This window comes from Phaeocystidibacter marisrubri (assembly GCF_008933165.1).
GTDB classification, from domain to species: domain Bacteria; phylum Bacteroidota; class Bacteroidia; order Flavobacteriales; family Schleiferiaceae; genus Phaeocystidibacter; species Phaeocystidibacter marisrubri.
In genome coordinates, this window is the sequence record NZ_WBVQ01000002.1 from 733,744 (window position 1) to 751,403 (window position 17,660).

Here is a 17,660-nt window from a genome sequence, read left to right on the forward strand (position 1 = left end):
AACGAACATGAGTGATCCACGTGACCGACGAAGCTACCGGCAACGACAGGCAATTCGTCAACGCGCTAAAAAAATTCAGAAAACCCAAAGTCGAAAGCTGACGAAGGCTGAATGGACCCAAATTTTCTTTGTGATCCTAGTGATTGGCGCCATCGTAGCCGCCGCAATTTGGATGGCCGACCAATTGTAAGAATTTGGTTACAATTGTAATTAATTGTATTTTCATAGTCGAACAATCCCAACTTACTGATTATGAAAGCCTTTAATCTACAAATTGCAGGGGTCCTTTTAATCATCGCATTAATTGTCGGCTTCGCAATATCTGCAGCAGGTGCGTAACCCCCGAGATTGAAACGTATCTTTGCGCTGTGAAAACGGCTGTAAAAATTGTTTCAGGACTTGTCGCACTCCTCTTGTTAGTAGGAATTCTACCCACAGGAGAAGACAACTTTACTAGCCATGCATTCCCAGCGGGAATGCTGGCTTTTGCTTTTTTATGGGTACCTCTGTTCTTGTTCTATCGATACGATTCCAAGAATACCATTCATCGTGAGGAATTGGAAAAATCGAAACGAACGGAAGAGGAATAGCGCTAGGCGTTCCTTCTAAAGATGATGTGCTTGGGTCCCTCTTTCCAAGCATGAAGCTCACCCTCTAACCGCACAATGGTTTCTGAAGATGGTTCCGGTGGCCAACTGATCCAATTCCACCTTCCTTTAAAGGGGTGCTCGTCGCCATCAGGTGTATCAAATGTCCACTCTCCTCGCTCAGAATCTGGGTGAATCAATGGATCTTCACAATGCTTTCCTCCTCGTTCTTCAAAGAGTCGGCCTTTCGACAAAATTCTACTTTCCACCCTATCGTTTGGATAGTGCTCTTGGGTATACTTCATTCCTTCTCGCAATTGTCGATCAAACTTCATCAAGCGCTCATCGATCACATCCTTCCCGTCTGATCCTGAAATTTGATACATCCCATTTACAGAGATATAGAGATAGAATTTTACCGATACCTCAAGGTGAAGTATTCCACCGTCTGGCTTTCGAATGATGAAGTCCAATTCCGTCAACTGGCGCTTCCCTTCAAAAATATCAATGCTGCGCTCCAATACTTCGTATTCTGAATGGGCTTCAAATGCGGCAAGAACTAATCGCTCAAAGAGTCGACCTAAGCGAACTTTACTCGTGGCCAACCACTCTGAAATCTGCTCCAACTCGGAATCGAGCACCTCTGAAACAATTCCATCAGAAAAATCGTTTGGAAAATTCCATGTTGCGTCTAACACCAGTAAATTAGGCGAGTGAATAATCCATTCTATGGCGGTTTTCAATTCCTTGTGGCTGGGGAGCGTCAACATGAATCTAAGATAAGAGAATAGTGAAGAAAATTTGGAGTGTAATTGGCGGAGTGAGCGGTTGGCTCATGGGTGGTCCAATCGGTGGTCTCATTGGATTTGCCCTAGCTGAATTGCTTACAACCGATCAAAGTGGTCCAAAACGAAGAGCGGCTGATGCCTTCCGTACTGGAGGAAGATCAGCCAAAGATCAACATGTACAACCCGGCGATTTCCATGTGAGTTTACTTGTGCTTTCTGCAATTGTCATTAAAGCAGATGGCGTAGTTGATCAAAGAGAGTTGGACTATGTACGCCAGCGTTTCGTGCAGATGTTTGGAAAGCAAAAGGCCAATGAGAGTTTTGAGATTTTTAAAACCATCGTCAATAAAGACATTAAGGTAACACCGATCTGCGAACAGATTCGTCGCAATATGGCTCACAGTAGCCGTTTGCAACTCATTTACTTCCTATTTGGAGTAGCTGGTGCAGATGGAACAACAGATTTTTCCGAAGTTGATGTGATCCGCAGAATTGCGCGAAATCTCTACATCAGCGATGCCGACTTTGAATCGATTAAGGCCATTTTCCAGCCAGCCAACAACCTCGCAGCTGCATACGTGATTTTGGAGATATCAGAAGATGCATCAGAAGCCGAAATCAAAAAGGCCTACCGTAAAATGGCGGTTAAATATCACCCCGACAAGCTTCAACATTTGGGAGAAGACGTGCAAAAAGCCGCACAGGAAAAATTCATCAAGGTTCAAGAAGCCTACGATGCGATTTGTAAAGCAAAAGGCATCAGCTAGTCGGCCGGGATTTCAACAGGTTCCCCCAAATGACGTGGATCCGTTCCTAAAATATAGAGGTCGAGCATCATTTTACATCGTGCAAAGTACTCGCGAGTTCTCGTTTTGAAGCCCATTTTGGCTGAAACGTCTTTGGCATTGTAGCCCCACGCTTTAATTCCGTTTTCACGAGCGAGATAAATGGCCCTTTCATTATGGAAAGCCTGACTAATCACTACGATACTGTCTTGGCCGAACACCTCCTTAGATCTCACCATAGAATCTAAGGTTCGTAGACCAGCAAAATCCAAGTGAATATGATCTTTGGGAATCCCTGCCTCAATAAGGGCCTTTTGCATTTCCACAGGCTCATTGTAATAAACCGTCCGATTATCTCCACTCACCAATATTCGGTCAACTACCCCAGCAAAATAGAGCTCCGTTGCCGCTTTAATTCTATACTTGAAATAGAAATTATCCTGACCATTTGAGAGCTTTGGACTTGTCCCCAAAACAACTCCAACGTGTACATGTGGCATATCCGAGAGCGAGGATGAACAGAAAGGAGACGAATATGACGCTACGTGATGATCCACCCAAAACACGGATGCGATGAGTAGAATCAAGGTCGCGATTATTCGCTTTAACCACTTCTTGGAGGGACGCCATTTCATACTTGTGAAAAAACGAAAAAGAACAGACTCTCTTGCATTCTCAAGGGGGTGAAATTCGAAAGTTTTCAAAAAGACGAAATAACCATCCACAAAAGCGCACGGATTGCTACCTTTGATCCCGATCCATGGCCAGCATCGACCACATCAAAAAACCTATCGCCAGTGAAATGGCCGCCTTTGAACCTAAGTTCAAAGAGGCGATGAAGAGTCGTGTTGCTCTACTCGATAGAATCACCCATTACATTGTACGTAGAAAAGGCAAGCAATTGCGTCCCATGCTCGTATTCCTAACAGCGAATATGCACGGGAAAGTAAATGAATCTACCTACCGAGGTGCCAGTTTGATAGAGTTGATGCACACCGCCACCTTGGTACACGACGATGTGGTAGACGACTCCAATATGCGTCGTGGCTTCTTCAGCATCAACGCACTTTGGAAAAATAAAATCGCCATTCTCGTTGGTGATTACTTACTATCAAAAGTATTGCTCCTCGCCGTTGAACATGAAGAGCATCAATTACTGCAGATCGTTTCTACTGCTGTTCGCGAAATGTCTGAAGGCGAATTGCTCCAAATCGAAAAGGCGCGTCGCCTGGACATCGATGAATCAATTTACTTCGAAATCATCCGTCAAAAAACAGCATCGCTCATTGCGTCATGTTGTGGAGTAGGTACTGCCAGTGTTGGAGCCGACGCGGAAACCGTAGCAAAAATGCGCCTATTCGGAGAATGGCTCGGCATCGCTTTCCAAATTAAAGACGACCTATTCGACTACGAAGCGACGAACAAAACGGGTAAACCAACGGGTATCGACATCAAGGAGCAAAAGATGACCTTGCCTTTGATTTACGCCTTGAACACTGCTACTCCTGCCGATAAAAAGCGTGTGATTCGAATTGTGAAGAAACATCACAATAACCCAAAGAAGGTCGCTGAGGTCATCGACTTCGTCCACAAAAGCGGCGGAATTGAATATGCCCACTCCCGAATGGTGGAATATCAAAACAAGGCCCTAGAAGTTCTCGAATCCTACCCCGAATCCGATTACAAAACCGCTCTTCTCGAGTTGGTGGCGTATGTGATTGATAGGAAGAAGTAGGGTTGTTGGCTAGTAGCCGGAACCTGGAGCCGTGTCCCAGCTTCTCAAACTCATTGTGATATGTCGACAAAACACTACCGATTATATCAGGAGAAAGTAAAAGACAACCGCTTAGTGGATTCAGAGGAATCAGAGGTCCTTCTAACGCTTGGTGAAGGACTATACGCTCCCGCCTTACCCCTTTTGCTCTACTACGCACTAGAATCCACGGATTACTACTGTTGTATGCATGCGGTTCAGGGGCTTCATTCATGGGATCTGTCAGAACATCGCGAGAGAATTAAATCTGCGCTTCATGTCGTAAACCGCGACAATTCATTTAACGAATGGCTACCCGGAATGCTTCCGCACATTCATCCGACCACCGAAAAGCTTCAAGAGTATTACGAAATTGGGACATGGATTTCCAACGATAGATCAGCGGGCATTCTCTTTGGAATGAGCCTTTCTCAAGGTGGAAAGCCCTTCTTTGAACGAGCCCTCAATGATCCCGAATGGGAGATAGACGACCGCGGCGTAAGCCTCTGGAGAGTGGCTGAACTCATCCAACAAAAGATGAAATGAGGAGCTGAGCACTAGTCGCCAGTCTTAGCCTAACCACTAAAACTCACCTCCTTTAACCTCTTAAACCCCTTTAACCCATAAAACTTCTTAAACCCCTTAAACCTCTAAACCCATAAAACCCCATAAACCTCTCTCCCCCTTCCCATAACCCAACAATCTCTTACCTTAGCCACATGGGTAGAATTTCTCAAGAAACCGTTGAAAAAGTATTTGATGCTGCGCGCATCGAAGAAGTAATCGGTGAGTTTGTAAACTTGAAACGAGCCGGCGCCAGCCTGAAGGGCTTGAGCCCGTTTACGGATGAGAAAACACCGAGCTTTATCGTTTCTCCAGCGAAGCAGATCTACAAAGATTTCTCTTCCGGAAAAGGGGGAACGGTTGTCACTTTTTTGATGGAACACGAGCATTTCACCTACCCAGAAGCGCTCCGTTACCTAGCTCGCAAATACAACATTGAAATTGAAGAAGACGAACTTTCTACAGAGCAGCAAGAAGCGGCTACAGAAAGGGAGAGTCTCCACATCATCAGTGAATATGCACAGAAGTATTTCGAGGACCAGCTTTGGAATAGTGATGAAGGAAGAAGCATTGGCCTGAGCTATTTTAAGGAGAGGGGATTTACCGAAGAAACCATCAAGAGTTTCCACTTGGGATATTCTCCCAACGGCAGAGGTGTCTTTAGCAAAGAAGCCCTCAGCAAAGGCTATGTAGAGGAATTCCTCGTTAAGAGTGGCGTAAGTATTAAGCGAGATAATGGTGAGTTGGTCGATCGCTTTTGGGGACGTGTCATGTTCCCTATCCATAGCCTTTCGGGTAGAACTCTGGGCTTTGGAGGCCGCGTTCTTCGCAGCGATGCCAAAACGGCCAAATACCTCAACTCTCCAGAGAGCGAAATTTACCACAAGAGTAAAATCTTGTACGGCCTTTATCAAGCTAAAACTCACGTAGTAAAGGCCGATAAATGTCTTCTTGTTGAAGGGTATACCGACGTAATCTCCCTGTCACAAGCCGGAATTAAGAACGTCGTTTCCAGTTCGGGTACTGCGCTTACGGTTGAGCAAATTCGACTGGTACGTCGACTTACCAATAATATCACCATTCTTTACGATGGCGATGCCGCAGGTATTAAAGCATCTTTCCGAGGGATAGATCTCATTTTAGAGGAGGGTTTGAACGTTCGCGTTTTGCTCTTCCCCGATGGAGAAGACCCCGATAGTTTTGCCCGAAAGCACCCCGCACATGAGTTGGAAGATTTTATCAATGAAGAAGAAACCGACTTCATTCGATTTAAGGCCAAACTCCTCATGGCTGATGCCAAAAATGACCCTATTGGGAAGGCCAATGTGATTCGAGATATCGTTCAGAGCATCGCTCTAATTCCTGACGATATCTCCAGAGATGTGTACTTACGCGAATGTGCGAGCATCATGGATATGGAGGAGAAAGTGCTCTATTCTGAGCTCGCTCAACTCCGCAAGAAACACATAGACGATAAATCCAAGCGCACCCGTTCTGACGAACGCAGAATGGAAGTGGTACGAGACAATACTCCTCCACCTGAAGTGCTGGCTCAAATGTATCCCGAGGCTTTTCTCTCAGATGCACAAGACAGCCTTCATTACAAGCAAGAAGAAGCCATCATTTGGATCTTACTCAACCACGCTGCCGACGAGATTCGCTACGATGCGGAACCCGACAATCCGGAAAACAAGGAAAAGATCGAAGAACCCGCAGGTGTGTTTGTAATGGAAGAACTCTTTCACGACGGGTTCGCCTTTGAAAACGCCATTTTTCAAAAGGTCTACAACATCATCGCAAAGCAATACGACGAAGACGAAACTATTCCTTCGGGACAAGAGTTTGCCAGATCTGAAGATCAAGCCATTGCTTCGATGGCTACCGACTTAATGACGGAACGCCATGCCTTAAGCGATTGGAAACGGAAGGAAGTATTTGTAACCGATAAAATCGTTCACCTCTCTCGATACACCATGGAGAGTGTCCTTCGCTTCAAGGCGTGCAAAGTTGAAAAACTCATCGCTGATGCCAAGGAGAAACTTCGCGATCATACGGTAGAAGATAAAACGGAGTTGCTGGTTCAAATTTCGAAATACACAGCGATGCGCAATAAAATCAATCACCAACTAAACAGGGTACTATGAACCCCTTGGTATTGATACATGGCGCTTTGGGATGTGGAGCCCAGTTAGAAGCTCTCAAATCCGAATTGGCAGCTCTCACCGATCGAGAAATCTGGATATATAATTGTCCGGGTCACGGAAAGGATTCTTCCAACATTCCCGAAAACGGATTTGAAATGGGAGAACTCGCGATCAACTTTGGAAAATTCCTGCGAAAAAATAACTTACTGGGAGCCGACATCTTTGGATACAGCATGGGAGGATACATTGCCCTACTTGCCGTTCGAAATCACCCTGAACGCATTCGGCACATTCTCACCTTGGGAACTAAATTTCACTGGGCAGCAGAATCGGCTAAAGCAGAGGTAAGTCAGATTATTCCTGAGAAAATACGTGAAAAGGTTCCAAAGTTCGCTACTTATCTGGAGTCGTTACACGGTGGAAACTGGGAGAACGTGCTGAGAGCTACGGCCAAGCTCATGCACAAGCTTGGTGACAATCCACTACTGGACGACTATACTGCAAACTTCATTCAGCATCCTGTTGTACTAGCCCGAGGTAGTAGAGATGTCATGGTGAGTGCAGAAGAAACTCAGACCATGGCGACTTCCTTAACGGATGCAACGTATGAAGAGATTGAAGGTTGGCCGCATCCCATTCAGCTTTTGCCTACGGAAGAATTAGCGGCCTATATTCTTAAGAAGTTAGGATAGCCCATTATGTATGCATTCACGGATATACTGGAAATGGCTTTCTACATCACAGACCGCTTCATTCGTACGGTTCTTTCGGGTGCCTTCTTCTGGAATGTGATTGCGCTACTTGGGAGGTCAAAACCGAGAATTCAAAAATTAGACAAAGGCTTCTCCAAAGTGATTATTACTTCTGGAATTGCCTACGCCTCGCTTGTTCTCATATCCGTCATCTACCTCAATTTGGTGAGAGAATTGGCCTATCACGGGCACGCTGGTTACTTCTCTAGTGACTTTCTTTATTACTGGGGAATCGTCTTCACAACCGTGGTTCTAGGCAGACAGCTATTTCGCGTGAAAGCCCTAAAGCAATCTGTGTTCTACCGATTCATGTACTCCTTCGCGGTGCTCTTCCTTTTGAACATCGACCGTTTCATCATTTCCTTCTCCTCCTTTCATCGGGATTTTATTGGCCCTGACTACACTTGGATTATTCTAGGGCCAATAGCATTCATACTATTATCCACTATATCGTTTATTGCAACACTTTGGATAGTTCGCCTGATGAAAAGCAATGATCTAGAAATGGAGACTCTGGATTAGAGAAGTTTCTTGATAATCTTCAAACTCCAGTTGGAATACGGTGCATACTTGAACTTTGGATCAAACCAAGTTGAACTGAGCAACATGGACTTGGAATGTGAGAAGGCTTCAAAACCCTTGCTGGAGTGATAACTCCCTAACCCGCTGTTTCGAATGCCTCCAAACGGCAAGTGAGTGTTCGCAATGTGTAGTAGAGCGTTGTTTACGCAGCCCCCACCAAAGGGAATATCTCGGATAATTCGCTTTGCAAATCGTCGATTGGAAGTAAACACATATAAAGCCAACGGGTCTGGATTCTCCTGAACGATATCGTAGACTTCCTCCTCTTTATCATACGTGAGTATGGGCAGAATTGGGCCGAAGATTTCCTCCTGCATCAGAGCAGAGGACATACTCGTCTTGGTCACCAGTGTTGGTTCTATTCTCAAAGACGTTCTATCACTTTTACCTCCCCATTCGATATTCGCTCCCTCCATCAGCTTTAACTGGCGATCAAAGGCACGCTCATGAATGATAGCGGCGAAGTCATCAGACTCCAAAGGATTGTCGCCATAACTGCGCTGGAGCTCCTCTTTAAATATTTTTAAAAAGGAGTCAACGGCACTCTTGTGAACAATGGCGTAATCCGGTGCAATACACGTCTGTCCAGCATTCACAAATTTAGCGAACAGAACTCGGCGAACAGTCACCCGCATATTTACGGAACCGTCAATAATCACCGGACTCTTCCCTCCCAATTCAAGTACGCAAGGAATGAGGCGTTCGGCTGCTTGCTTCGCGATAATCTTCCCCACCGTTGGTGATCCTGTGAAGAACACATGTTGAGGCACATACTCTTCCATCACTCGGGGAACAACCTCTTCTCCACTTCCCTGTACCACAGCTACATATTCCTGAGAGAAAACACTGGCTAAAACTTTCTTTATAATAGCCGATGTTGCTGGCGTCAGTTCTGAAGGTTTGATGAGAGCCGTATTCCCAGCAGCAAGGGATGCTATCAAGGGAGCCATAACCAATTGAAAAGGGTAGTTCCAGGGAGCAATGATGAAACTCCTCCCAACGGGCTCTTTATACACCCTACTTGAAGAGGGCAATAGCGCTAAGGGCGTTCTAACGCGTTCTGGTTTGGCCCATTTCTTTAAATGGGAAAGGGTGTGGTCAATTTCTGCATACACCACTCCAATTTCCGAAACCCATCCTTCCCAAGCTGGCTTCTTAAAATCGCGGTGAAGTGCATCCGTAATCTCAGATTCATGTTTCTGGATAGCCTGTTTTAGCAATCGCAGTTGTTCTTTCCTGAAGGAAATGGGGCGGGTGACCCGAGTTTTGTAATACGCGGTTTGCTGGGCGCTGATGTCCTTGAGATCCATAAAATGCAGAATTCGATCGGTGTTGGAAAGGGATAAACGTATACCCTTTCATCTCCTTTCACCAAGATAGTCAAACTCTATCCTTGGCCGTCATCCAATGTTGCCTTTCTTCGGCATCCAATTTCTCTATGGAATACCGAAGTGCTGTTCTTGGCATGTGATGGGCGTGATGCTTCAAAAATTGCCTGAGTAAATCTTCATTCTTATTCCCCATTTCGCGCAACATCCACCCTACCGCTTTGTGAATGAGATCGTGCTTGTGGAAAAGCAGGATTTCCGCCAACTCTAGAGTGTCATTGTACTCCCCTTTCTTGATGAACCAGTAAGTCGTCACCATAGCGATCCGTTGTTTCCAAAGATTCCCCGAAGTGGCAAAATCTCGCAGCAATTGACGGTCTTTATCCATCAACCAATCTCCCAACAAATAAGGAGCCGAAGAATCCACTAAATCCCAGTTGTTCACTCCCTCTAAGTTATTCAAGTAGATCTGAATGATCTCCTCTCTGCGAACGGGGTCTTTCTTGGCTTTTTTGTACTGGATAATCATCATGAACAGCACGGTGAGGCGCAGCTCATGCCATTCGGAATGCAGGCCTTGTACAAAGCCTGCATCGGTCATCTTGGGAGCAAAATCCTTGGCAACGGTTCGCATATCGGGCACCTTGTTTCCGATGAATTTATCGCCCTCGGCGTACTCTCCTTTGCCCGCTTTAAAGAACTTGGGATTGTGCTCTTTCCGCTTGGGAATTGAGAGTGCTTCAAGAGCAACCAGTAGCTCATCTACAACCATGGCCAAATTATTTGGGGTTGATGATTTCAAAATTGCGGAAAGCAAACATGGCCTTTCCTCCACGAAGGTTATTCTCCACCCAAGATATCATTCTGTACTTCAATTTCTCGTGTTTGTGAGGCTTCCTTTCGGGATCTGGCTTACCTGAATATTGCAACTGATCAGCCCAATCAAAGCGAGCAATCCAGTCTTTCATCACCGCAGGATGGGTTCCTTTGAATACCGGAATTCGATCCAGTGGACCGTAATCGTAATCGGGCTTCATGGCCTCTGCCTCCTTCACACTTTCATCCGTGCCTCTAAAGGTTACGTGCGTTTGCTTCCGCTTCCCCGCCATAATGTAAGGCGGACGAGCGTATCCGTAGTGATAGATGTCTGCATTCAGTGCTACGGCGTTCAACTTGTGCGTCCCTTCTGTACGGAGATATTCTCTGTAATCTCCCTCTCGGAAGGAATCGTAAATACGGAAGCTTTGCGCATCCTTGTAGCTATGGATATCTGGACGGTTTCGAATGATACGCATCTCCTGACGGTACCACCCATGGGAACGATGCACATGGTTGAAATCTCCCCAAAAATGATTGTAGTTAAAAACAAACCCATCAACCGTTTCATCATCCACATACTTTTCTAAGGCAGATTGAATCTCCGCGTGATCCTTTTCGTGAACCGCTTCATCACTTTGGATGTAGAACAGCCAGTCTCCGGTACAATGCTCTTTGGCGATGTCCGTTTGGCGGGCGTACTCCGTATTCTTCAAATACTTCGAGCTATCCCAAATCGTGCGGACAATCTTGATCTTGTCAGAGCCAATGCTGTGGATGAACTCCTCTGTCCTATCGTCCTCATCGTTGTTGCCCAGTGCGATGACAAACTCATCGCACAAGGGCAAAACGGATAGGATACTCTCTTTAACGGGGATAAAGAGCTTATCGGCATTTCTCACAAAGGTGAAGCCGGATACTTTCATAGTGTTCTAGTTACTCTGCCATTTGATAGTCAAGCAGGTCATCCATGGTTTCGCGGGCTACAGCGTGATAATTCGGACGGGCTTTTTGATACACTTCTTTTGCCCATTCTGACTTATCACTCTCCAACATGGCCTTATACGTAGGGGTGAGGAATTTTCTTCTACCAACGTGAATAAGGAAGTCTTCTACAACCGGACGAACAGGCTCATATCCCGCACGAATAGTCGGTTGGAACCACGCAGCCAAGATTTCAGAGTTGCCACTCTTAGAGAAGTGGAATGCATTGTCTAGCGCAGTTAGTTGATCGACCGATAGCTCACCGAGTTCTTGGATAAATCTCATCCATTCATGAGACGACCAAGCGGCAGCTTCTTCTGACGTTGGCAACGTTCCTTCGGTTTTGAAAAGCGATGCAGCTGCATCCACCTTCTCAAAGCGTACCGCATTGGGAACCGGACAGTTTTCAGGAAGTCCTGTGCCGTAAATCCACTCTTGAACACCAATCTCCTTTACTTCTTCTGGAGTGAGAAGATCAGACTCTAATAAGTTCACAAACTCTTCCGTCGTCATCACTTGGAAGGCATGGGAAGTGAAGTAATTCTTCAAGAAGGCATCAAATCGATCTCTACCCACCGTTTGTTCGATCAATCTCAAGAAGTGATAACCTTTGTCGTAAGCGATGGTCGTCACCCCATCGTCTGGATTGCGATCGGTCAAGTCGATGGCCAATTTGGTGTCCTCTGCATGTCCGTGCATGAACTCTGCCACCTCATCTTTCAAACCTTCATGAGCGAGGCTGGCTAGCATTTCTGAGTATTCACGTCCATAAACCGATTCCATGATTCGCTGCTCGAAATACACCGTGAAACCTTCGTTCAGCCAGAAGTCGTTCCAAGTTGCATTGGTCACCAAGTTACCACTCCAGCTATGCGCTAACTCGTGGGCTACGAGGCTCACCAAACTGCGATCGCCCGCCAAGATGGTTGGTGTAGCAAAGGTGATTCTAGGATTCTCCATACCACCAAAAGGGAAGCTAGCTGGAAGGACAATGATGTCGTAACGACCCCACGCATAAGGACCATACAGATCCTCTGCCGCAGAAATCATCGCATCGATATCGGCAAATTCCCAAGCCGCTGTATCTACTATTGTTGGCTCAGCATAAACGCCCGTATTCTCACCAATGGCTCTGAATTCAATATCGCCAACAGCCAAGGCCATCAAGTAGCTAGGAATGGCTTGAGGCATTTCAAAGTTGTACGAACCATCTGGATGCAATTCGGTAGGATTACCTCCTGCACTCATCACTGGCATCAAGTTCTCTGGAACTTTCACCTCAGCCTTGTAGGTGAAGCGAATACCTGGGCCATCCTGACAAGGGAGCCAAGTTCGGGCTAGGATCGCCTGACTTTGAGTGAGCAAGAATGGAGCGGTTTTGCTCGAAGTCTGTTCAGGATCTAACCACTGAAGCGCTTTGGCATCGCTCGATGTTTCGTAGTTGATGACTACGTGTTTTGTTTCGTTCGTGATCGGAATGTGTAGTGCAGAACCCAAGATTTCATCTTCATCCGACATGGAAAAATCAACTTGACCGCCATCGTCGGTTGAAACCGATTCAATCCCCAAGTGGTACGTATCGAAGATGATTTCCGTAGCCCCTTCTGCACTTTCAATGGTCCAGTCAGCCACACCCGTAATAATCTTCGTGTCGAAATTGACATCTAAAAAAATATCCAAATGCTTCACAGCAGCCTCATTTGGCTTGCTAAAACTGTGAATATCGTTTGCGTATTTCATGGTAGTTTCTTCAGATTCTGAAGGTTGAGATTCATTGGACTGACATCCAACCAAGGCAACCGCAGCAAGGATCGCTAACTTTTTCATGGGTTTTCACTTTAGAGGGCTCAAGGTAAAAATTGTCGTAGATTCGAGCTATGGAAATTCGATATGAGTCAGGTCGACCCCGCAGTATTTTAATTTCATTGGTGGTAAATGTACTTAGCATTTTTGCTGCATCTTACCTCCTAGACGGTGTTATTGTAGATTCTGTAACTACCGCCATTTGGGTAGCCATTACCCTTTCCATCCTCAATGTAACCATTAAGCCGTTGTTGATTCTATTGACACTACCGCTTACTGTGTTCTCCTTTGGACTGTTCCTTCTGGTCATCAATGCCATTGTCATCTACATTGCAGCCGATTGGATCAGTGGATTCACCGTCCATGGATTTTGGTGGGCCGTTCTATTCAGCCTTCTAATCTCACTCATTAACAGCGTCCTGTACCGATTGGGCGATCGTTCAGCAGAATAATTTTAGTACTTTCATGGAGCTAAATCTCTCTCTATGAAAAGTCTACTTACCCTATTCCTCTTTGGCTTCTCACTTTTTACATTGGGGCAAACCACGTGTATTCCGTTAGATAATGCCACTTGGATCAACGCAAACGAGTGCATAGACAACGAATGGAGTCCACCTCAGTTTCGCTTTTCCTACTATTCAACCGGAACAGCAGACACGGCCATTGGAGGGGTCACCTATAGAATGTTATTCGGCGACATTCACCACAGTCAATTTGTGGGTGGCATACGAGCGGACTCGCTTCGGGCGTGGATATATCCGGCCAATGACACATCAGAATACATTTTCCTAGATTTCTCTTTAGAAATAGGAGACACCATTCGAAATGTCTATTCCTCCAAATTTGGAAGCTCCAATTATTTGAGAGATTACGTCGTATTAGACACTACCGATAATGGCACCTTCTGGAATCTCTCTTCAGATTCACTCATCCTCGGACTCAACGAATTTCAAGACTCTTCCGTTTACTCCCGACAATATTGGGTCTATGGCATTGGCAACCTGCGAGGATTCCTAGAGCATAACTACCAAGGAATCGACTGCTTAGACTATTTGGATTGCGCGAGTGTGAATGATACCTCTTACTTTCCAACAGTGGGCGAATATCAATGTGGATATAGCAACTTCTCTACTTCCGAAAACCAGAAGAACACGAGGACAATCTACCCTAATCCGACCTCAGGAATGGTTTATTTCTCCAGCCCTCTTCAGGATGGATTTGTAGAAATAATCAATGTTAATGGACAGGTAGTAGAAAGAAAAAAGGCAGATGCCGAACTCTCTGTTCAGCATCTGCCTTCTGGATTATATACGGTGCTCCTGTTTGAAGGAGATCAACTTGTTCACCGCGAAAAACTAGCGATTAATCACTAATTTTTTGGTGATGGTTCCGTGGTCGGTTGTGTAGCGTAACACGTACATTCCCACTGCTTCCGAACTGAGATCGATCATTGTGCGAACGTCTATTTCTCCATGTGATTGAGCAATGACTCTGCCCTGAAGATCGGTAACAACCCATGCTTGGGGAGATGCATCTCCTGAGTACAGCATTTCGAAAATTCCGTTACTCGGATTCGGAGCTACATCGAGAAATTCATCGAGGTTGTGTTCACTAACGGAAAGCTCACCATCAATGGTGAACATGTGGCGAATCTCTGTCCCGAAATCTGCCTGAAGTTTTAGGAACAATGGAGTTGTACCTCCGTTGTTGCGGAGTTGCACATATCCAGCTCCATCATTGTTAGCCCACCAAGAAAGTCCGTCTTTGCCACGGTCCATAACACGCAATTCGTAACAACCACTCGGCAAGTCGAGCGTATCATAAAAGAACTGGTTACTGCTCAAGCCATCGCGTGAAGCTACGATCTGACCTGCGTCGTTGAAAAGCTCCCAATGTGTTTCATTGCCAGCCGCATTGGTGCGCGTCACAATCACCATGTTGCTAGGGTGAACTGTAGGGATATCAAACTGACTGAACTTGTCATTGTTGTAGGCCACCTGATCTCCCGCTACATCGATGTGTGCTTCAAACTCACCGCTCTGAGCATTAGCCCAAGGCCAAGGTCCAACCATTGGCATGGTAACCACTTCAGATTCGCCATAAGCCAATGAACCCGACCAAGTATAATGCTGAATCCATGAACCTGGAATGCCGTAACGAATCACAGCGCTTGTGAGTGTATCGCCTCCACGGTTTGTAATGCGAACCATGGCTTGGCGACAGGCGGGATTGTATCTGCGGAATTCCACATTGTTGTTTGGAGCGATGATATCTGTTATCTCCCCATCTACATCAATCTGGAAATCGTCGTATTGAACCAAAACACCCTCCAGTTCGTATCCTGCAGGAGTTTCACCTGAAGGCACAGTATACGAGTATGCTTCCACGTCTACGTTCATTTCTACTTGAGAAAGCCCCGAAAGGCTTCCAATCTCATCTTGGAAAATGATGGCATCATCGCCCGGACACCAGTTGGCACGATCGTACAACCATGTTCCTCCTTGTGGGTAGATAGGGTTCATACCACAATCGTCTCTCCACATATCGTGACGAGCCACTTGAGCACCGTCTTTGTAGAGGGTGAAGTGTTTATTACAGAATTCCGCACAGTTCAATGCATTCACAAAACCGTGACCAGTTGGCGTAAAGCGGAAAACACCATCAACGGCATTCGGATTTACTGGAACTGTTACTGGAGGCAATACATTGCTTTCAAATGTTGCTGTTTGGATATACTGCCCATAGCGAGAATAGACCTGATTCATTTGAACGACAGGTCGGGCTGGAGTTCCTTCAATAAAAATGAAATCAACGGTAGCACTAAAGCCCGAACTCCATCCTTTGTAGGCAGCTGCAATCGCTACGGTATCGTGAAGCAGGTGTGCAAAATCGGTGACATCAAACACAAATGGATGCTCCCACGAATTGTTGTAACCCGCCGATCCCTGACGCATGTAACCACCGTACGGAGTAATTACTCTACCCAATTCCCACGTCCTATTCACCTCGAAAACATTCCAAGTGGTATCAATAACTAGTGGGTTGGTGGAGATGGTATCTAACGATGCAACTGATGAGTCCATCATTCCAGTTGGTTCATACAGGTTGATTTGGGTGGTATAATCCCAATCGCTACAACCACCAGAAGCACAGCCCATGGTATAAACCATAAGTATCTTGTTATAGGAAGTTGCTTGGCTAGGAAGGGTGGCCGTATCTGAATACGAACCGTACCAGGTGAGATCCATATGATCCATTGCGCGAACCACCGTGGAATCACCCGGCCCCGCAAAAGACAGATAGGAGCTAAGTAGCAGTGCTCCTGACATGAGTGTAGATATCTTCATGGGTTTAATTTTTGTGCCCATGCAAGGTAGCACAGAAAATCCAATACCCTTGTAAGACCTTAACCCAAGAAAAGCAGTTATCCAAGTAACGTATTACTCCTCACCCTTTTCATTTCCGACGTCTGTAATCCCCCCAGCGAGAATATACTTCATCACATCTGCTGAATTCTCACTAATTGGAGTGACATAGCGAGGTGGCACCAAGAACAATTGGCCTGAAATAGCGAAAGAGTGTGGAACGTAAACAGTAATCAAAGCGTTCTCATCATCCTTCATCAAGTCCAATGATTCATCAGTGACAAAACCCAATCTGCGGATTTCGGAATTCTCATAGAGCTTGATGACAACCGGCTTCTTAAATCCCTGTTTTTGCCCGGTAAAATTCTTGATCACGTCTTTGATAGACGAGTACACCAAATTGAAAAGTGGTACGCGTTCAAATCGACTCTCAAACCAATTGAACAGCGGAAAGCGCAAGAGATAATTCCCCAAAAATCCGGCGAGCGTTATCCCCATAAAAATAATCAGGATACCAATTCCTGGAATGCCTTTAACGGCTTGGAAGAAGGTAGCAAGAGGACCAAATACCGAATCCTCTGATTCCAACTCCTCTGTTGGAATCAAGTGGTCTAAATAGTAGAAAATCTCGTAAAAGAAGTAGAAGGTAATGGCTACGGGTGCCGTGTACAGCAAGCCTTGTAGGAAGTACTTAAATATCTTTTTCATAATTCACTGAGTTCGCGCTGAAGTTTCTTCGTCAAGCTGGATACGATCAAGTCGTAACTGTGGTCGATGAGTTCACGCACCAAATCTGCCGGCACCTGTTCGGCATTCACACTATTCCAATGAACCTTGTTCAAATGCCAGCCGGGTTGGATTCCCTCGTATTCCTCTCTGAGTTCAATAGCTCTCTCTGGATTGCATTTAAGTGAAATAGAGGCATGAGGGCTTTCCAGTGGAATGATTGCAAACATTTTTTGCTCCATCACTTTGAGAACCAAAGTCTCTTCATCAAATGGAAACGACTCCGTTGCTCCCTTTAACTGTATGCAATACGAACGCAATTCTTCTACATTCATTCCTTCGTGTTTAGCGTTTCATCGAGACCAAGTTCCGAAATAGGATCCCAAAAATGCTGCGAAAAATTTTGAATCTGATCATCCACCACCTTCACCCCTTCATTTTCTAATAGTTGCTGCATAAGTCGCGTACCTTCAAAGTGGTGTTTGCCCGTTAATAAGCCATTGCGGTTAACCACTCGGTGCGCCGGAATCTCTGGATTATTATGTGAGGCATTCATGGCATATCCAACGGTCCGCGCACTCCCAGGCGCACCAATAGCGCGGGCAATAGCACCGTAGCTGGTGACTCTTCCCTCGGGAATTTGGACCACCACGGCATATACTCTTTCGAAGAAATCAGACATG

The 17,660-nt window shown here is 45.7% G+C and carries 20 protein-coding genes; 10 read left to right on the forward strand and 10 right to left on the reverse strand.

Translation table 11 applies throughout. From position 1 onward, the window contains the following. Positions 1-7: 7 nt before the first annotated feature. Positions 8-190 (forward strand): hypothetical protein, encoded by a 183-nt coding sequence (locus F8C82_RS10655; protein ID WP_151693571.1) that lies wholly within the window; start codon positions 8-10, stop codon positions 188-190. 178 nt (positions 191-368) lie between these two features. Continuing rightward, on the forward strand, positions 369-590 hold the full coding sequence (locus F8C82_RS10660) for a hypothetical protein (protein WP_151693572.1): 222 nt from the start codon (positions 369-371) through the stop codon (positions 588-590). A gap of 2 nt (positions 591-592) precedes the next feature. On the opposite strand, the gene F8C82_RS10665 is transcribed toward F8C82_RS10660, so the two are convergent. Further along, positions 593-1,357, reverse strand: coding sequence for a DUF1853 family protein (locus tag F8C82_RS10665; RefSeq protein WP_151693573.1), 765 nt, complete (start codon positions 1,355-1,357; stop codon positions 593-595). Between the two features lie 20 nt (positions 1,358-1,377). Between F8C82_RS10665 and F8C82_RS10670 the strand changes: the two genes are divergently transcribed. Then, entirely contained in the window at positions 1,378-2,142 is a 765-nt protein-coding gene (locus F8C82_RS10670; protein ID WP_223279537.1) for a TerB family tellurite resistance protein, read from the forward strand. On the opposite strand, the gene F8C82_RS10675 is transcribed toward F8C82_RS10670, so the two are convergent. Beyond that, positions 2,139-2,795 (reverse strand): SanA/YdcF family protein, encoded by a 657-nt coding sequence (locus F8C82_RS10675; RefSeq protein WP_151693574.1) that lies wholly within the window; start codon positions 2,793-2,795, stop codon positions 2,139-2,141. The two genes, F8C82_RS10670 and F8C82_RS10675, sit on opposite strands and share 4 nt — an antisense overlap. 125 nt (positions 2,796-2,920) lie before the next feature. Between F8C82_RS10675 and F8C82_RS10680 the strand changes: the two genes are divergently transcribed. From F8C82_RS10680 to F8C82_RS10700, 5 genes are all read left to right on the forward strand, one after another. Further along, on the forward strand, positions 2,921-3,895 hold the full coding sequence (locus tag F8C82_RS10680; RefSeq protein ID WP_151693575.1) for a polyprenyl synthetase family protein: 975 nt from the start codon (positions 2,921-2,923) through the stop codon (positions 3,893-3,895). 60 nt (positions 3,896-3,955) lie between these two features. Next, on the forward strand, positions 3,956-4,459 hold the full coding sequence (locus F8C82_RS10685; protein WP_151693576.1) for a hypothetical protein: 504 nt from the start codon (positions 3,956-3,958) through the stop codon (positions 4,457-4,459). A 173-nt stretch (positions 4,460-4,632) separates the two neighbouring features. Beyond that, positions 4,633-6,621: a DNA primase gene (gene dnaG, locus F8C82_RS10690; protein WP_151693577.1), complete on the forward strand. Its 1,989-nt coding sequence runs from the start codon at positions 4,633-4,635 to the stop codon at positions 6,619-6,621. Further along, positions 6,618-7,313, forward strand: a complete 696-nt coding sequence (locus F8C82_RS10695) for an alpha/beta fold hydrolase (RefSeq protein WP_151693578.1) — start codon at positions 6,618-6,620, stop codon at positions 7,311-7,313. Before dnaG ends, F8C82_RS10695 begins: the two co-directional genes overlap by 4 nt. Before the next feature lie 6 nt (positions 7,314-7,319). Beyond that, a complete protein-coding gene (locus F8C82_RS10700; protein ID WP_151693579.1) occupies positions 7,320-7,895 on the forward strand; it encodes a hypothetical protein in 576 nt (191 codons plus the stop codon). On the opposite strand, the gene F8C82_RS10705 is transcribed toward F8C82_RS10700, so the two are convergent. The 4 genes from F8C82_RS10705 to F8C82_RS10720 all read right to left on the reverse strand — a co-directional run bounded on the left by F8C82_RS10705 (position 7,892) and on the right by F8C82_RS10720 (position 12,910). Further along, the gene (locus tag F8C82_RS10705) at positions 7,892-9,265 is read right to left on the reverse strand and encodes an aldehyde dehydrogenase family protein (protein ID WP_151693580.1); all 1,374 of its coding nucleotides are present in this window, start codon (positions 9,263-9,265) and stop codon (positions 7,892-7,894) included. The genes F8C82_RS10700 and F8C82_RS10705 overlap by 4 nt on opposite strands. 70 nt (positions 9,266-9,335) lie before the next feature. After that, positions 9,336-10,055, reverse strand: a complete 720-nt coding sequence (locus tag F8C82_RS10710; RefSeq protein WP_151693581.1) for a DNA alkylation repair protein — start codon at positions 10,053-10,055, stop codon at positions 9,336-9,338. A gap of 7 nt (positions 10,056-10,062) precedes the next feature. Next, positions 10,063-11,025, reverse strand: coding sequence for a glycosyltransferase family protein (locus F8C82_RS10715; protein ID WP_151693582.1), 963 nt, complete (start codon positions 11,023-11,025; stop codon positions 10,063-10,065). 10 nt (positions 11,026-11,035) lie between these two features. Beyond that, positions 11,036-12,910, reverse strand: a complete 1,875-nt coding sequence (locus F8C82_RS10720) for a M1 family metallopeptidase (protein WP_151693583.1) — start codon at positions 12,908-12,910, stop codon at positions 11,036-11,038. Between the two features lie 50 nt (positions 12,911-12,960). Here F8C82_RS10720 and F8C82_RS10725 point away from each other — a divergent pair, with 50 nt between their 5' ends. Further along, positions 12,961-13,338, forward strand: a complete 378-nt coding sequence (locus F8C82_RS10725) for a phage holin family protein (protein WP_151693584.1) — start codon at positions 12,961-12,963, stop codon at positions 13,336-13,338. Between the two features lie 33 nt (positions 13,339-13,371). After that, the gene (locus tag F8C82_RS10730) at positions 13,372-14,259 is read left to right on the forward strand and encodes a T9SS type A sorting domain-containing protein (protein ID WP_151693585.1); all 888 of its coding nucleotides are present in this window, start codon (positions 13,372-13,374) and stop codon (positions 14,257-14,259) included. On the opposite strand, the gene F8C82_RS10735 is transcribed toward F8C82_RS10730, so the two are convergent. The 4 genes from F8C82_RS10735 to F8C82_RS10750 form a co-directional block, all read right to left on the reverse strand. Then, a complete protein-coding gene (locus F8C82_RS10735) occupies positions 14,242-16,233 on the reverse strand; it encodes a T9SS type A sorting domain-containing protein (RefSeq protein WP_170266232.1) in 1,992 nt (663 codons plus the stop codon). The genes F8C82_RS10730 and F8C82_RS10735 overlap by 18 nt on opposite strands. Before the next feature lie 93 nt (positions 16,234-16,326). Then, on the reverse strand, positions 16,327-16,959 hold the full coding sequence (locus tag F8C82_RS10740) for a DUF502 domain-containing protein (protein ID WP_151693587.1): 633 nt from the start codon (positions 16,957-16,959) through the stop codon (positions 16,327-16,329). Further along, complete coding sequence (locus F8C82_RS10745; protein WP_151693588.1) at positions 16,956-17,312, reverse strand: MmcQ/YjbR family DNA-binding protein; 357 nt, start codon at positions 17,310-17,312, stop codon at positions 16,956-16,958. Before F8C82_RS10745 ends, F8C82_RS10740 begins: the two co-directional genes overlap by 4 nt. Next, positions 17,309-17,659 (reverse strand): MGMT family protein, encoded by a 351-nt coding sequence (locus F8C82_RS10750; protein WP_151693589.1) that lies wholly within the window; start codon positions 17,657-17,659, stop codon positions 17,309-17,311. The genes F8C82_RS10745 and F8C82_RS10750 overlap by 4 nt, the downstream gene beginning before the upstream one ends. Between the last annotated feature and the right edge of the window lies 1 nt (position 17,660).

What these genes read in the sequence shown, in the direction of transcription:
- F8C82_RS10655 (WP_151693571.1), top strand. Translation starts at nt 8, where the DNA reads ATGAGTGATCCACGTGACCGACGAAGCTACCGGCAACGACAGGCAATT.
- F8C82_RS10665 (WP_151693573.1), bottom strand. Translation starts at nt 1,357, where the DNA reads ATGTTGACGCTCCCCAGCCACAAGGAATTGAAAACCGCCATAGAATGG.
- F8C82_RS10675 (WP_151693574.1), bottom strand. Translation starts at nt 2,795, where the DNA reads ATGAAATGGCGTCCCTCCAAGAAGTGGTTAAAGCGAATAATCGCGACC.
- F8C82_RS10680 (WP_151693575.1), top strand. Translation starts at nt 2,921, where the DNA reads ATGGCCAGCATCGACCACATCAAAAAACCTATCGCCAGTGAAATGGCC.
- F8C82_RS10685 (WP_151693576.1), top strand. Translation starts at nt 3,956, where the DNA reads ATGTCGACAAAACACTACCGATTATATCAGGAGAAAGTAAAAGACAAC.
- dnaG (WP_151693577.1), top strand. Translation starts at nt 4,633, where the DNA reads ATGGGTAGAATTTCTCAAGAAACCGTTGAAAAAGTATTTGATGCTGCG.
- F8C82_RS10695 (WP_151693578.1), top strand. Translation starts at nt 6,618, where the DNA reads ATGAACCCCTTGGTATTGATACATGGCGCTTTGGGATGTGGAGCCCAG.
- F8C82_RS10700 (WP_151693579.1), top strand. Translation starts at nt 7,320, where the DNA reads ATGTATGCATTCACGGATATACTGGAAATGGCTTTCTACATCACAGAC.
- F8C82_RS10705 (WP_151693580.1), bottom strand. Translation starts at nt 9,265, where the DNA reads ATGGATCTCAAGGACATCAGCGCCCAGCAAACCGCGTATTACAAAACT.
- F8C82_RS10710 (WP_151693581.1), bottom strand. Translation starts at nt 10,055, where the DNA reads ATGGTTGTAGATGAGCTACTGGTTGCTCTTGAAGCACTCTCAATTCCC.
- F8C82_RS10715 (WP_151693582.1), bottom strand. Translation starts at nt 11,025, where the DNA reads ATGAAAGTATCCGGCTTCACCTTTGTGAGAAATGCCGATAAGCTCTTT.
- F8C82_RS10720 (WP_151693583.1), bottom strand. Translation starts at nt 12,910, where the DNA reads ATGAAAAAGTTAGCGATCCTTGCTGCGGTTGCCTTGGTTGGATGTCAG.
- F8C82_RS10725 (WP_151693584.1), top strand. Translation starts at nt 12,961, where the DNA reads ATGGAAATTCGATATGAGTCAGGTCGACCCCGCAGTATTTTAATTTCA.
- F8C82_RS10730 (WP_151693585.1), top strand. Translation starts at nt 13,372, where the DNA reads ATGAAAAGTCTACTTACCCTATTCCTCTTTGGCTTCTCACTTTTTACA.
- F8C82_RS10735 (WP_170266232.1), bottom strand. Translation starts at nt 16,233, where the DNA reads ATGAAGATATCTACACTCATGTCAGGAGCACTGCTACTTAGCTCCTAT.
- F8C82_RS10740 (WP_151693587.1), bottom strand. Translation starts at nt 16,959, where the DNA reads ATGAAAAAGATATTTAAGTACTTCCTACAAGGCTTGCTGTACACGGCA.
- F8C82_RS10745 (WP_151693588.1), bottom strand. Translation starts at nt 17,312, where the DNA reads ATGAATGTAGAAGAATTGCGTTCGTATTGCATACAGTTAAAGGGAGCA.
- F8C82_RS10750 (WP_151693589.1), bottom strand. Translation starts at nt 17,659, where the DNA reads ATGTCTGATTTCTTCGAAAGAGTATATGCCGTGGTGGTCCAAATTCCC.